Origin of the sequence: Pseudomonas umsongensis (assembly GCF_002236105.1) — a bacterium.
Taxonomy (GTDB): domain Bacteria; phylum Pseudomonadota; class Gammaproteobacteria; order Pseudomonadales; family Pseudomonadaceae; genus Aquipseudomonas; species Aquipseudomonas umsongensis.
This window is the reverse complement of record NZ_NIWU01000001.1, coordinates 2,019,859-2,034,488: the sequence shown is the minus strand read 5'-3', so window position 1 is coordinate 2,034,488 and position 14,630 is coordinate 2,019,859. Positions and strand designations below refer to the sequence as shown.

General features: G+C 61.9%; 13 protein-coding genes. 9 read left to right on the top strand and 4 right to left on the bottom strand.

The genetic code is table 11. From position 1 onward, the window contains the following. Positions 1-53 precede the first annotated feature (53 nt). From pqqB to PSUM_RS09165, 8 genes are all read left to right on the top strand, one after another. Entirely contained in the window at positions 54-968 is a 915-nt protein-coding gene (gene pqqB, locus PSUM_RS09205; RefSeq protein ID WP_033041442.1) for a pyrroloquinoline quinone biosynthesis protein PqqB, read from the top strand. Between the two features lie 116 nt (positions 969-1,084). Next, positions 1,085-1,837, top strand: coding sequence for a pyrroloquinoline-quinone synthase PqqC (pqqC, locus tag PSUM_RS09200; RefSeq protein ID WP_033041441.1), 753 nt, complete (start codon positions 1,085-1,087; stop codon positions 1,835-1,837). Then, positions 1,834-2,106, top strand: a complete 273-nt coding sequence (gene pqqD, locus PSUM_RS09195) for a pyrroloquinoline quinone biosynthesis peptide chaperone PqqD (protein WP_020800245.1) — start codon at positions 1,834-1,836, stop codon at positions 2,104-2,106. The genes pqqC and pqqD overlap by 4 nt, the downstream gene beginning before the upstream one ends. Then, positions 2,084-3,226 carry a pyrroloquinoline quinone biosynthesis protein PqqE gene (pqqE, locus tag PSUM_RS09190; protein ID WP_083349394.1) on the top strand — a complete coding sequence of 381 codons (1,143 nt, stop codon included), beginning with the start codon at positions 2,084-2,086 and terminating at the stop codon, positions 3,224-3,226. The genes pqqD and pqqE overlap by 23 nt, the downstream gene beginning before the upstream one ends. A gap of 234 nt (positions 3,227-3,460) precedes the next feature. Further along, complete coding sequence (gene ercA / locus PSUM_RS09180) at positions 3,461-4,624, top strand: alcohol dehydrogenase-like regulatory protein ErcA (RefSeq protein ID WP_020800247.1); 1,164 nt, start codon at positions 3,461-3,463, stop codon at positions 4,622-4,624. Then, positions 4,608-6,344, top strand: coding sequence for a PAS domain-containing hybrid sensor histidine kinase/response regulator (locus tag PSUM_RS09175; protein ID WP_033043196.1), 1,737 nt, complete (start codon positions 4,608-4,610; stop codon positions 6,342-6,344). The genes ercA and PSUM_RS09175 overlap by 17 nt, the downstream gene beginning before the upstream one ends. Before the next feature lie 141 nt (positions 6,345-6,485). Continuing rightward, positions 6,486-8,525 carry an NADPH-dependent 2,4-dienoyl-CoA reductase gene (locus PSUM_RS09170; protein WP_083349393.1) on the top strand — a complete coding sequence of 680 codons (2,040 nt, stop codon included), beginning with the start codon at positions 6,486-6,488 and terminating at the stop codon, positions 8,523-8,525. Positions 8,526-8,647: 122 nt separating this feature from the next. Next, the gene (locus PSUM_RS09165) at positions 8,648-9,607 is read left to right on the top strand and encodes a 1-aminocyclopropane-1-carboxylate deaminase/D-cysteine desulfhydrase (RefSeq protein WP_414896139.1); all 960 of its coding nucleotides are present in this window, start codon (positions 8,648-8,650) and stop codon (positions 9,605-9,607) included. An 11-nt stretch (positions 9,608-9,618) separates the two neighbouring features. Here PSUM_RS09165 and PSUM_RS09160 read toward each other — a convergent pair whose 3' ends face one another. The 3 genes from PSUM_RS09160 to PSUM_RS09150 form a co-directional block, all read right to left on the bottom strand. Next, positions 9,619-10,179: a cytochrome b gene (locus tag PSUM_RS09160; protein WP_020800251.1), complete on the bottom strand. Its 561-nt coding sequence runs from the start codon at positions 10,177-10,179 to the stop codon at positions 9,619-9,621. 178 nt (positions 10,180-10,357) lie between these two features. Further along, complete coding sequence (phnX, locus tag PSUM_RS09155; protein WP_083349392.1) at positions 10,358-11,185, bottom strand: phosphonoacetaldehyde hydrolase; 828 nt, start codon at positions 11,183-11,185, stop codon at positions 10,358-10,360. Positions 11,186-11,337: 152 nt separating this feature from the next. Beyond that, on the bottom strand, positions 11,338-12,447 hold the full coding sequence (locus PSUM_RS09150; RefSeq protein ID WP_020800254.1) for a 2-aminoethylphosphonate--pyruvate transaminase: 1,110 nt from the start codon (positions 12,445-12,447) through the stop codon (positions 11,338-11,340). A 109-nt stretch (positions 12,448-12,556) separates the two neighbouring features. Between PSUM_RS09150 and PSUM_RS09145 the strand changes: the two genes are divergently transcribed. Then, complete coding sequence (locus PSUM_RS09145) at positions 12,557-13,420, top strand: LysR substrate-binding domain-containing protein (protein WP_020800255.1); 864 nt, start codon at positions 12,557-12,559, stop codon at positions 13,418-13,420. A gap of 104 nt (positions 13,421-13,524) precedes the next feature. On the opposite strand, the gene PSUM_RS09140 is transcribed toward PSUM_RS09145, so the two are convergent. Further along, positions 13,525-14,397, bottom strand: coding sequence for a LysR family transcriptional regulator (locus tag PSUM_RS09140; protein WP_020800256.1), 873 nt, complete (start codon positions 14,395-14,397; stop codon positions 13,525-13,527). Positions 14,398-14,630 lie beyond the last annotated feature (233 nt).

Sequence of the window (14,630 nt, the reverse complement as noted above, 5' to 3'; positions counted from 1 at the left end):
GACCACCCGGCCAGCCGTTGCGTTGGCCGGGCCTGCCTTCTGGAGCATTGCCCATGCACATCCGCGTACTCGGCTCCGCCGCTGGCGGTGGTTTTCCGCAGTGGAACTGTAACTGTCGCCAGTGCGCCGGTGTGCGCAATGGCAGCCTGCGGTCCCGGCGTCGCACGCAGTCCTCGATTGCCTTGAGTGACAACGGGGTGGACTGGGTGCTGTGCAATGCTTCACCGGACATCCGCGCGCAACTCGAGGGCTTTGCGCCGCTGCAACCGGCCCGCCGCTTGCGTGACAGCGCCATCACTGGCGTGGTGTTGCTCGACAGCCAGATCGATCACTGCACCGGTCTGCTGAGCCTTCGTGAAGGCTGCCCACATGCGGTGTGGTGCACCGAGCGGGTTCATCAGGATCTCAGCAGCGGTTTCCCGTTGTTTACCATGCTCAGGCACTGGAATGGCGGGTTGCGGTGGCAACCGATTGCGCTGGATCGCGAACCCTTCAGTATCGGCGCCTGCGCGCACCTGCGGTTTCACGCGATTCCCCTGGTCAGCAACGCACCGCCGTATTCGCCCAATCGCGGTGATCCGCAACCGGGCGACACCATCGGGTTGTTCGTTGAAGACCAACGCAGCGGCGCATCGCTGTTTTACGCACCTGGCCTGGGCCAGGTCGATGATCAAGTGCTGGCCTGGATGCAGCGCGCCGATTGCCTGTTGCTGGACGGCACCCTGTGGCGCGATGACGAGATGCGTGTCTGCGAGGTCGGTCAAAGCCTGGGCAGCGACATGGGCCATCTGCCCCAGAGCGGTCCCGGCGGCATGCTGGAAGTGCTGCAAGGTTTTCCCCGCCAGCGCAAGGTGCTGATCCACATCAACAACACCAACCCGATCCTCGATGAAGACTCGGCCGAGCGGGCGCTGCTGGAACGGCGGGGGATCGAGGTGGCTTACGACGGCATGGATATTGTGCTGTAGCGACGGACGCCTTCGCGAGCAGGCTCGCTCCCACAAGGGCGACGCAATCCACTGTGGGAGCGAGCCTGCTCGCGAAGTGTCCAGATCAGACACCGAAGATTCCCCGGAGACCCGCAATGACCGATACACCCATGACCCCCACCGAATTTGAGCAGGCCCTGCGTGCCAAAGGCGCCTACTACCACATCCACCACCCATTCCATCAAGCGATGTACGCCGGCCGCGCCACTCGCGAACAGATCCAGGGTTGGGTCGCCAATCGCTTTTACTACCAGGTCAACATCCCGCTCAAGGACGCCGCGATCCTGGCCAACTGTCCCGACCGTGAAGTGCGCCGCGAATGGCTGCAACGCATCCTCGATCATGATGGCGTGCCCGGCAGCGAAGGCGGCATCGAGGCCTGGCTGCGCCTGGGCGAGGCGGTGGGGCTCGATCGCGAGCAGATCCTGTCACAGGAGTTGGTGCTGCCCGGCGTACGTTTCGCCGTGGATGCCTACGTCAATTTCGCCCGTCGTGCCTGTTGGCAGGAAGCGGCCAGCAGTTCGCTGACCGAGCTGTTCGCACCGCAGATCCATCAATCGCGACTCGATGCCTGGCCGACCCATTACCCGTGGATCGATTCCGCCGGCTACGACTACTTCCGCACACGGCTGAGCCAGGCCCGGCGCGATGTAGAGCATGGCTTGCGCATCACCCTGGCACATTACGTCACCCTCGAGGCCCAGCAACGCATGCTGCAGATCCTGCAATTCAAGCTCGACGTGTTGTGGAGCATGCTCGATGCCATGAGCATGGCCTATGAGCTGGAGCGTCCGCCGTATCACACCGTCACACGGGACAACGTCTGGCACCGGGGGATTGTCCTGTGAGCCTGATCGATCGCAAGCAGTCACCCTCATTGCGCCGGGGCTTTCGCCTGCAATGGGAACCGCGCCAGGACTGTCATGTGCTGCTGTACCCCGAAGGCATGATCAAACTCAACGCCAGTGCCGGGCAGATTCTCGATCTGGTGGACGGCCAGCGCAGCGTCGCGGCGATCATCGATCGGCTGACGGCGAGTTTTCCTGACGTGCCGGGGATCGACGAGGACGTACTGGCCTTCCTGGAGGTGGCCCATGCGCAATTCTGGATCGAGTGACGCGCTACCGGGGCCGCCGTTGTGGCTGTTGGCGGAGCTGACCTACCGTTGTCCGTTGCAGTGTCCGTATTGCTCCAATCCATTGGATTTCGCCCGGCACGGCGAGGAACTGGACACGCAGGAATGGATCCGGGTATTCCGTGAGGCGCGGGACATGGGCGCCGCGCAACTGGGCTTTTCCGGTGGCGAACCACTGGTAAGGCAAGACCTGGCCGAGTTGATCAAGGCCGCGCGGGACATGGGTTACTACACTAACCTGATCACCTCGGGCATCGGCCTGACCGAGCAGAAGGTGCGGGACTTCAAGGTCGCCGGGCTCGATCACATCCAGATCAGTTTCCAGGCCGCCGACGAAGCGGTGAACAACATGCTCGCCGGCTCGCGCAAGGCGTTCGCGCAGAAACTGGCGATGGCCCGGGCCGTGAAAGCCCAGGGCTATCCGATGGTGCTGAACTTCGTCACCCATCGACACAACATCGATGACATCGCCCGGATCATTGATTTGTGCCTGGAACTGGAAGCGGATTTCGTCGAATTGGCCACCTGCCAGTTCTATGGCTGGGCCGAGCTCAACCGCGTCGGCCTGTTGCCGACGCGCGAGCAATTGCAACGCGCCGAGCGCATCACTAACGAGTATCGCGAGCGCCTCGAGGCGCAGGGCCATCCGTGCAAATTGATATTCGTCACCCCGGATTACTACGAAGAGCGCCCGAAAACCTGCATGAATGGCTGGGCCAACCTGTTTCTCGACATCACCCCGGACGGCACGGCGTTGCCTTGTCACAGCGCCCGGCAATTGCCGGTGCAGTTTCCCAATGTGCGTGAGCACAGCATCGAGCACATCTGGAACGATTCGTTTGGCTTCAACCGTTTTCGCGGCCATGAGTGGATGAAGGAACCCTGCCGTTCCTGCGATGAAAAACACAAGGATTTGGGTGGGTGCCGGTGCCAGGCGTTCATGTTGACGGGCGATGCCGAGAACGCCGACCCGGTGTGCAGCAAGTCGCCTCATCACGGGGTGATCCTCAAGGCCCGCGAGGAAGCAGATGCGCCAGGGCTAGGCATGGAGCACCTGACGTTGCGCAATGAGAAGGCTTCCCGCCTGATCTACCGCGGCTGACCCAAGCGACATAAATCCCCTGTAGGAGCGAGCCTGCTCGCGAAGAACCAGAGTGCGCCGTGGGGTGTCAGGTTCCCAGCGTGATCGTTGACGACCATCGTCGGAACGCCGCCCGGAGCATGCTCGCTCCTACAAGGGATCTGCGGTGAATCCAGCCATTGGTCTGATTGCATTCACCACTGGATGGGTTAGTGTGGACCTTACCTTCCAAAACAATAAAAAACAGGCTTTCCAATGAGCCAGAGTCTCAGTCAGCTGCGTAAATTCGTTTCGCCTGAAATCATCTTCGGTGCCGGCTGCCGGCACAACGTCGGCAACTACGCCAAGACCTTTGGCGCGCGCAAGGTGCTGGTGGTCAGCGACCCGGGGGTGATTGCCGCCGGTTGGGTGGCGGATGTCGAAGCCAGCCTGCAAGCCCTGGGCATCGAATATTGCCTTTACAGCGCCGTCTCTCCCAACCCGCGTGTTGAAGAGGTGATGCTCGGTGCCGAGATGTACCGGGAAAATCACTGCGATGTGATCGTCGCCGTCGGCGGTGGCAGCCCGATGGATTGCGGTAAAGGCATCGGTATAGTCGTCGCCCATGGCCGCAGCATCCTCGAGTTCGAAGGCGTGGACACCATCCGCGTACCGAGCCCGCCGCTGATCCTGATTCCGACCACGGCCGGCACCTCGGCCGACGTCTCGCAATTCGTGATCATTTCCAATCAGCAGGAGCGCATGAAGTTCTCCATCGTCAGCAAGGCAGTGGTGCCGGATGTGTCGCTGATCGACCCCGAAACCACCCTGAGCATGGACCCGTTCCTCTCGGCTTGTACCGGTATCGACGCGCTGGTGCATGCCATCGAAGCCTTCGTCTCCACCGGGCACGGGCCTCTGACCGATCCCCATGCGCTGGAAGCGATGCGCCTGATCAACGGCAACCTGGTGCAGATGATCGCCAACCCGACGGACATCGCCCTGCGCGAGAAAATCATGCTCGGCAGCATGCAGGCCGGGTTGGCGTTCTCCAACGCGATCCTCGGCGCGGTGCATGCCATGTCGCACAGTCTCGGTGGCTTTCTCGACCTGCCCCATGGCCTGTGCAACGCGGTGCTGGTGGAACACGTCGTGGCGTTCAACTACGACTCGGCGCCGGACCGCTTCAAGGTCATCGCCGAGACGTTCGGCATCGACTGCCGGGGCCTCAATCACCGGCAGATCTGCGGGCGCCTGGTGGAGCACCTGATTGCCCTGAAACACGCCATCGGTTTCCACGAAACCCTCGGTTTGCACGGGGTCAGGACCTCCGACATTCCGTTCCTGTCGCAGCACGCCATGGATGACCCGTGCATCCTCACCAACCCGCGTGAATCCAGCCAGCGTGATGTCGAGGTCGTCTATGGCGAAGCCCTCTGACGAGCAACAACGGGCATTGGCCGGCCTGCTCGGATTAGGCAATCATTCGGCGCGCAAGAGCCATTACCCGGAGCTGGCGGCGCGCCTGGATGAACTGGAAGCCGAGCGCAATCGCTACAAATGGTTGTTCGAAAACGCGGTCCACGGGATTTTCCAGGCCAGCCTGCAAGACGGCATGCGCGCCGCCAACCCGGCGATGGCGCGCATGCTTGGCTATCAAGACCCGCAGGAGGTGCTGTTTTCCCTGGCGGACCTGGCGAGCAATCTGTTTGTCGGCGGTGTGCAGGAGCTGGAAAACATTGGCGAAATCCTCACCCACCAGGGCAGCTTGCACGGCTATGAAACCCAGTTGCGGCGCAAGGATGGCAGCCATCTCGACGTGCTGATGAACCTGTTGCTCAAGCCCGGTCAGGAAGGGCTGGTGGAAGGATTCGTCGCCGACATCACCGAGCGCAAACTCGCCCAGCAACGCCTGCAGCAACTCAACGATGAACTGGAGCAGCGCGTAACCGCGCGCACCGATGAGCTGTTGGAAGCCAACCGCAACCTGCAACAACAAATCACCCAGCGTAAGCAGATCGCCAAGGCCTTGCGCGACGCCCGTGACGCCGCGGAGGCCGCCAATCACAGCAAGGACAAATACCTCGCTGCCGCCAGTCACGACCTGCTGCAACCCCTCAACGCCGCACGGTTGCTGATCTCCACCTTGCGTGAGCGCAAGCTGCCCGAAGTCGAGCAGGTGCTGGTCGAACGCACTCACCAGGCACTGGAAGGCGCCGAGGATCTGCTCACCGATTTGCTGGATATCTCAAGGCTCGATCAAGCGGCGGTCAAGCCGGATGTCGCGCTATACCGCCTCGACGAGTTGCTTGGGCCCCTGGTCTCGGAGTTCCAGTCCGTGGCCGAGGCCGCCGGGCTGCGTTTACGGGTGCACATGGGCGACTACGCCATTTGCACGGACCTGCGCCTGATGACCCGGATCCTGCGAAACTTCCTCAGTAATGCCTGCCGCTACACCGACGAAGGCAGCATCCTGCTGGCGGCAAGGCGCCGGGGCGACAAGCTGCGCCTGGAAGTGTGGGACACCGGACGCGGAATTCCGGCCGATCGTCTCGATTCGATCTTCCTCGAATTCAATCAACTGGACGTCGGCCGCGCTGCCGACCGCAAGGGCGTGGGGTTGGGGCTGGCGATCGTCGAGCGCATCGCGAAGATCCTCAACTACCGGATCCAGGTGCATTCACTGCCCGGCCGGGGTTCGATGTTCAGCATTGAGGTGCCGATCTCCCGTGAAGTGCCGTTGCCCATCAGCCTCACGGCGCCTCAATCAGGCACGGGCAATCCATTGCCGGGCCGGCGCTTGCTGGTGCTGGACAATGAAGTCAGCATCTTGCAGAGCATGGGCGCGTTGCTCGGGCAGTGGGGCTGCGACGTCGTCACGGCCACCGATGAAGCCTCGGCGCTGGCAGCCCTGGCCGGCCAGGCCCCGGAACTGATCCTCGCGGACTATCACCTTGACCACGGCGTGGTGGGGTGTGATGTGGTCAGGCATCTGCGCGAGCATTACAACCAGCTGATTCCTGCGGTGATTATCACCGCGGATCGCACGGACCAGTGCCGGCGCGCATTGCAACGGCTCGAAGCGCCGCTGCTGAACAAACCGGTGAAACCCGGCAAGTTGCGAGCGGTGTTGAGTCAGTTGTTGGGAGCGCCAGCTTGAACTTGGCTGCACATTTCGATCATTAAGTTGTCACTTTCGGTCATTGAGTGCTGGCGGTGCGGCTCTTAGTCTGTCGAACATGACTGACGGGGGCCGTAGAGCTTCCGCTTTTTTCCGTGATCGCTCGCTGTGGAGTTACCGATGACCGCCGCTCATTACCCGCACCTGTTGGCCCCGCTGGACCTGGGATTCACCACGTTGCGCAACCGCACCCTGATGGGTTCGATGCACACCGGCCTTGAGGAAAAGCCCGGCGGTTTCGAGCGCATGGCGGCGTACTTCGCCGAGCGTGCCCGTGGCGGTGTCGGCCTGATGGTCACTGGCGGTATCGGCCCGAACGACGAGGGTGGTGTGTATTCCGGTGCAGCCAAGCTGACCACCGAGGAAGAAGCGCTCAAGCACCGCATCGTCACCCGCGCGGTTCATGAGGCGGGCGGCAAGATCTGCATGCAGATCCTCCACGCCGGTCGTTATGCCTACAGCCCGAAACAGGTCGCGCCAAGCGCCATTCAGGCGCCGATCAACCCGTTCAAGCCTAAAGAGCTGGACGAGGAAGGCATCGAGAAGCAGATCAGCGATTTCGTCACCTGCTCGACGCTGGCCCAGCAGGCCGAGTACGACGGTGTCGAGATCATGGGCTCGGAAGGTTATTTCATTAACCAGTTCCTTGCCGCCCACACCAACCACCGCACCGACCGTTGGGGTGGCAGCTACGAAAACCGCATGCGCCTGCCGGTGGAAATCGTCCGTCGCGTACGCGAGGCGGTTGGCCCGAACTTCATCATTATTTTCCGCTTGTCGATGCTCGACCTGGTCGAAGGCGGCAGCAGCTGGGATGAAATCGTGCTGTTGGCCAAGGCCATCGAGCAGGCCGGTGCGACGCTCATCAACACCGGTATCGGCTGGCACGAAGCGCGGATTCCAACCATCGCCACCAAAGTGCCGCGCGCGGCCTTCAGCAAGGTCACGGCCAAGCTGCGTGGCTCGGTGAGCATTCCGCTGATCACCACCAACCGCATCAACACCCCGGAAGTCGCCGAGCAGATCCTCGCCGAGGGCGATGCCGACATGGTTTCCATGGCGCGGCCGTTCCTGGCCGACCCGGACTTCGTCAACAAGGCCGCTGAAGGTCGCGCCGATGAAATCAACACCTGCATCGGTTGCAACCAGGCGTGCCTGGACCACACCTTCGGCGGCAAGTTGACCAGTTGCCTGGTCAACCCGCGTGCCTGCCACGAAACCGAACTCAACTATGTGCCGGTGCAGCAGGTCAAGAAAATCGCCGTGGTCGGTGCCGGGCCTGCCGGCTTGTCTGCCGCGACCGTGGCGGCCGAGCGTGGCCATGCGGTGACGCTGTTCGATTCGGCCAGCGAAATCGGCGGTCAGTTCAACGTCGCCAAACGCGTGCCGGGCAAGGAAGAATTCTTCGAGACCTTGCGTTATTTCGGTCGCAAGCTGCAGACCACCAACGTCGAGGTGTGCCTGAACACCCGTGTCGATGTGGCAAAGCTGGTCGAGGGCGGCTACGACGAGATCATCCTGGCCACCGGCATTGCGCCGCGGTTGCCGGCGATTGAGGGCGTGGACAATGCCAAGGTGCTGAGCTACCTGGACGTGCTGCTTGAGCGCAAACCGGTGGGCAAGCGTGTTGCAGTGATCGGTGCCGGCGGTATCGGTTTCGACGTCTCGGAGTACCTGGTTCACCAGGGCCAGGCCACCAGCCTGAATCGCGATGAGTTCTGGAAGGAGTGGGGCATCGATACGCACCTTGAAGCACGCGGCGGTGTCGCCGGGATCAAGGCGGCCCCCCATGCCCCGGCCCGCGAAGTGTTCCTGCTGCAACGCAAGAAATCCAAGGTCGGCGACGGCCTCGGCAAGACCACTGGCTGGATTCATCGCACCGGATTGAAGAACAAGAAAGTGCAGATGCTCAACAGCGTCGAGTACCTGAAGATCGACGACGAAGGCCTGCATATCCGCATTGGCGAAACCGGTGAACCGCAGGTGCTGGCGGTGGACAATATCGTGATCTGCGCCGGGCAGGACCCGTTGCGCGAGTTGCAGGACGGCCTGGTGGCGGCGGGGCAGAACGTGCATCTGATCGGCGGCGCGGATGTCGCGGCGGAGCTGGATGCCAAGCGGGCGATCAATCAGGGATCGCGGTTGGCGGCCGAGTTGTAATTCGCAGGCCCCGCGTGCCAATGGCCTTCGCGAGCAGGCTCGCTCCCACATTGGATCTGTGTCGTTCAGAGAACCCTTGTGGGAGCGAGCCTGCTCGCGATAGCTGCTTATGAGCGATTAGAATGCTGACTCTTCATGAGCTCAATCAGGCGCCAATGTTTTCTTCTGCTTCCAACTGGCTACCCCAAGCCCCCTTCGAGTCCCTCCATCTTGACTGGCTCAAAACCGCCGACATCGAAGTCGCCATCCTGCGCCTGGACCAGATCGACCCACTGATCAGCGGCAACAAATGGTTCAAACTCACCGAACATCTCAAAGCCGCTGACCAGTGCGGCGCCAAAGGCATCATCAGCCTCGGCGGCGCGCATTCCAATCACCTGCATGCGCTGGGCGCTGCCGGCAAGCGTTTCGGTTTCGCCACGGTCGGCCTGTTGCGCGGACACGCTCAGCAAACGCCGACGGTGGATGATTTGCAGGCGTTCGGCATGCAACTGCACTGGCTCGGTTATGGCGGTTATCGGGCGCGGCATGAAGCGGGTTTCTGGGAGCCATGGCTGGCGCAGTATCCCGATCTGCTTGCGGTCCCGGAAGGCGGCGGCGGGTTGCCGGGGGCACAGGGTTGCGTGCAACTCAAGGCATTGGCCTGTCGGCAACTGGACGCACTGGGCTGGAGCGGCTACGACGGTTGGTGGCTGGCCTGCGGAACCGGCACGACCTTGGCGGGCCTGGTCCTAGCCGAGGCGGGAGAGCACCCGGTCTATGGCGCCCTGGCGGTGCCCGGTGATCATGGCGTGGCACAGCAGGTCGCAAAGATTGTGGAGGAGGCGGGCGTGAATCATTCGTCTTATGAACTGTTCGACGCCAGCCGTGGAGGCTTTGCCAAGGTCGACCCGCCGTTACTCGAATTCATCGCGCGCACCGAACAAGCCAGCGGCATTGCCCTGGAACCGCTGTACACCGGCAAGGCATTGCTGGCGCTCAGGCAGCAGGTCGAGGCGGGGAAGTTTGCCCCGGGTACGCGGCTGATCTTTATTCACACGGGCGGCTTGCAAGGCCTGCGGGGTTTCAATCCACAAGCCTGATACGGGTGATCTCAAGTGTCCCTGTTCACCCGCTTGGGCATCATCCGCAACAAGGTGTTATCGCCCACCACATAGTGATGATACAGCCCGGCGACGGCGTGCAGGCCGATCAGCCAGTAGCCGATGGTGCCACCGAGTTCGTGCCAGCCCTCGATCTGCTTGGCCAGGTCCTTGTCCTGCGCGATCAAAAGGGGCAGGTCGAAGCCGTAGAACATCACCTGGTTACCTTTGGCACTGGTGACCAGCCAACCCAGTATGGGCATGACGATCATAAAGATGTACAGCGCCCAGTGCATCAATCTGGCCAGCATGGTTTGCCATTGGGGCGAGGCTGGGAAGATCTGCGGTGCCGGGCCGAGGCTGCGGGCGAACAAGCGTAGCCAGACCAGCACGAATACGGTCAGGCCAAGCATGAAGTGCGACTCCACGATCAGCGTTCGACCACCGCTACCCTTGGGAAAAAGGCCGCGCAGCTCGATGCAGGCGTAAACCAATGCCAGCAGGACCAGCATCAACCAATGCAGCGCGATCGAAACGGTGCTGTAGCGCGAGTCGGAATTTTTCCACGGCATACGGTGTTCCTCACAGGGGGGGTGTAACCACCGTTAACTGTAATCCTGTTTCACCGGGTTTGCCTGAGGCTATTTGACGCTGAATGCTCTGTAGGAGCTGCCGCAGGCTGCGATCTTTTGACTTTTTAAGATCAAAAGATCGCAGCCTGCGGCAGCTCCTACAAAGGGGGGCGGTGAGTCAGTTACTTTGCGGCATCTCGCCTTTGGCCAAGCGCTTGTTGATGTCGGCAATCACTTCCGGCAAGTCGGTGATGGTGTCGATCATGTAGTGCGGGCGCGAACCTTCGAACAAGGCGTGGATGCGCTTGCGTTCGCTGTCCAGTGTGTCGCTGTCCAGGGCGCGATAACCTTCATAGTCCAGCCCCAGCGCGTTGCCCGAACAGATCAGCGCCACGGTCCACATGCCGGCACGACGGCCTTCGAGAATGCCCGGTACGGTGTCGTCGATCTTCACGCAAGCGGCGACATCGTCGATGCCCAGGGCGATCACGTTGGCCAATGCCTGAGCTGGCCATGGACGGCCGTTCGGCACTTCGTCGGTGGCGACCACGTGGTCGGCCACGTAGCTGTTGGTGGCGGCCAGTTCGACGACTTTATCCATAACCTGTTTCGGATAGCCCGAGCAGGAGCCAATCTTGATCCCCTGTTGGCGCAGGTTGGCGATGGTGTCCAGGGCGCCGGGAATCAGCGCCGAGTGTTCGGCGATTTTCTCGATCTGCAGTGGCATGAAACGCTGGTAGATGGCGGTGACGTCATCGTCGGTCGGCGTACGGCCGAACACCTTGCGATAGCGCTCGGCGACTTGCGGCTGATCGCACAGGGTGCGGATGTGGTCCCACTTGCCCATGCCCATCGGGCCACGGGCTTCTTCGATGGAGACCTGGACGTCGAACTCGGCGAAGGCCTCGACGAAAATCTGCGTGGGCGCGAACGAGCCGAAGTCGACCACGGTGCCGGCCCAGTCGAGGATGGCGGCTTGCAGTTTGGTTGGGGTGGTGTAGTTCATGGTGATCAAGTCCTGTGGCAACTGGCTAAATGGAGAGCTGCTTTTTGTGGGAGCGAGCCTGCTCGCGAAAGCTCTGGATCAGTCGAAATTGATGTTGAATGTCCGACCGTCTTCGCGAGCAGGCTCGCTCCCACAGGGGAAAGTGGTGGGGGTTAGATTTCGAGTACTTCCATCTCGCGCAGCACTTCGGCAATCGCCGCCACCGCTTCGCGCATTTCCGAAGGTTGCACATGGCCGATACACCCGACGCGGAACGTCTCGACCTGGGTCAGCTTGCCGGGGTAGAGGATGTATCCCTTGGCCTTGACCCGTTCGTAGAACGCCTTGAACTGATAACGCGGGTCTTTCGGTGCATGGAAGGTCGCGATGATCGGCGCCTGGATGGCGGCCGGCAGGAAGCTGCGCAGGCCGAGCGCGGCCATCTCTTCCATCAGGGCCTGGCAGTTCGCGGCGTAGCGCTGGTGCCGGGCTGGCAGGCCACCTTCTTCGTTGTATTGCAGCAGGGCTTCGTGCAGCGCCGCGACCACGTGGGTCGGCGGGGTGAAGCGCCATTGCCCGGTCTTGGTCATGTAGGTGTGCTGGTCGTGCAGGTCCATCGCCAGGGAGTGCGAGTTGCCGGCGGCGTTGGCCAGGGATTCTTTGCGGGCGAAAACGAACCCCATGCCCGGCACGCCTTCCAGGCATTTGCCGGAAGCGGCGATCAGCGCATCGAACGGCACCTGTTGCGCGTCCACCGGCAGCGCGCCGAAGGAGCTCATGGCATCGATGATCAGGCGCTTGCCGTGTTGCGCGACCACCTGGGCGATTTCCGGCAGCGGATTGAGGATGCCGGTGCTGGTTTCGCAGTGAATCAGGGCAACGTGGGTGATGCCATCGTCGGCCCGCAGCAGGCGGTCGACGTCGGCAGCGGTGGTCGGTTCGTCTTCGGCGGTTTCGAACGTACTGAACGAGCGGCCCAGTACTTCGCAGATCTTCGCCAGGCGCTTGCCGTAGGCTCCGTTGATCAGCACCAGGATCTTGCCGTCGCGTGGCACCAGTGTGCCGATCGCGGCTTCGACGGCGAAGGTGCCGCTGCCTTGCAGGGGCACACAGTGGTGGCTGGCCGCGCCGTTGATGATCGCCAGCAGTTGTTCGCACAGGCTGGCGGTCAGTTGGTTGAAACGGTCATCCCATGAACCCCAGTCAACCATCATCGCCTGGCGGGTGCGGGCCGACGTCGTCAACGGGCCGGGGGTGAGCAGGATGGGGGCGGCAGTACTCATTCTCGTGTCCTCGCAATCGATGGGATCAAGCTACGGGGCTTAAATTGCAATTTGCCGAGCTATCAATCAAATTGTTTGTTGTTATGCTAGCCATCAGTGAGACTTATTCATGAACCTGTTTCAGCTCCGTGCCTTCGATGCCGTGGCCCGTGAGGGCAGCTTCACTCGCGCCGCTGCTCGACTGTTCATCAGCCAGCCGGCGGTCACCGGCCACATCAAGGCGCTGGAGGAGCACTACCAGATCACCTTGTTGCGCCGCACCGCGCGACGTGTGGAGCTGACGGAGGAGGGCACCCGCCTGGCGGCGATCACCCGGGCGATGTTCGGTCTGGCCGAAGAAGCGCAAGCGATGCTGGAGGCCAACCGGCAGTTACTGACCGGGCGCCTGGAAGTGGCGGCGGACGGTCCGCACATGGTCATGCCGATGCTCGCGAGCCTGCGTGCGCGTTATCCGGGGATCACCGTGAACCTGCGCTTGGGCAATGCCCAGGAAACTCTGGCGGCGCTGTTGTCCGAGCATGCCGACGTGGCGGTATTGACCGAGGTCGAACCGCGCAAGGGCCTGCACTTGCAGGCCCTGAGCGAATCACGGATATGCGCGCTGGTACCCGAGGGGCATCCCTGGGCGCGGCGCACCAAAGGCGTACCGCTCAAGGATCTGGACCAGGTGATCATGGTGTTGCGTGAACCGAGTTCGATCACCCGGCGTACCTTCGATGACGCCTGCGTACAGGCGAAGGTCAATCCGCGGGTGTTGCTGGAGCTGGACAGCCGCGAAGCGGTGACCGAGGCGGTCGCTGCCGAGTTGGGGGTGGGCGTGGTGTCGTCGGTGGAGGTCAGCCATGACCCGCGGGTGGCGGCGGTGCCGATCATCGGGGAGGGGTTGGTCAATCGGCACATGATGGGGTGCATGGAGCGGCGGCGGGACTTGCGTTTGATCCAGGCGTTTTTCGGCTTGGCGCCTTCCAGGTAGACCGAGTCGTCTGCCTTCGCGAGCAGGCTCGCTCCCACAGTGGTTTTGTGTGCGACAAAAATCCCTTGTGGGAGCGAGCCTGCTCGCGAAGGGGCCTGGCCTGCCTACACCAGACTTTCGCGAACCATCTCCAGGAAAGTCGCCACAATCCGCCGCGAGCTCTGTTCGCGCAAGCACACCAGCGTTTCCGTCAACCGCCGTTTGCAATCGGTGATCGGCAACGCGCATACCCGTGAGTCGGCGCCGAATTCAGCCGCCGAGACCACGCCAATCCCGATTCCCACCACCACCGCCTCACGGGCGGCTTCCCGACCTTCGACCTGGATCGCCGGACGAATGCGGAACCCGGCGCCGGCCATTTCTTCTTCCAGGGTCTGGCGGGTCACCGAACCGATTTCGCGCAATACCAGCGGCGTGTCGTCCAGGTCCGCGAGGGTGATGGATTGGCGATCCGCCCACGGGTGATTGCGCGACACGAATGCCACCATCGGGTCATTGCGCAGCGGCAGCGAGATCAATCGTTCGTCGCTCACCTCGCGACCGAGCAACGCCAGGTCGGCCTGGTAATTGAACAATCGGAACAGCGACTCATCGGTGTTGCCGGTTTCGATCTTCACGCTGATGCCGGGGTAGCGTTCGCAGAAGCGCGCGATCTGTGGCAGTACATGCACCGGCGCATCCACCGCCAGAATCAGGCTTCCGGTCTGCAATGCCTGGGAGTCCTGCAACAATTCCTGGGCCTCGGCTTCGATCACGAACAGTTTCTGGGTGACGCTCAACAAGCGCTCGCCCAGGTCGGTGAGGCGTACCGAGCGTTTGTTGCGGTGGAACAGCAAAACACCGTAACGTTCTTCGAGTTTGCGCACCTGGTCGGAAATCGCTGGCTGGGTGAGAAACAACCGTTCGGCGGCTTTGGTGAAGTTGCCATGCACGGCCACGGCATGGAAGGCTTTGAGTTGGGCGTGGGAAACCGACATGGGAATCTCCAGTAACAAGCTGCGCTTATTTTGGAAATACGATAAAGCGATTTCACTTATTAATCAGTAATTGTTTCTATTCATCTCAGGTTCCGTGACTGCTCGGTCGAGCAGCGCGGATGCCATGAGCCCTTGCGTGCAAGACACAGGACTCATCTGACCGGAATCGCCCACAGGGACAAGGTGATTTCGCAGTGCTCAACAATAAGAACACAGGCGTTTTCTTTCAGATC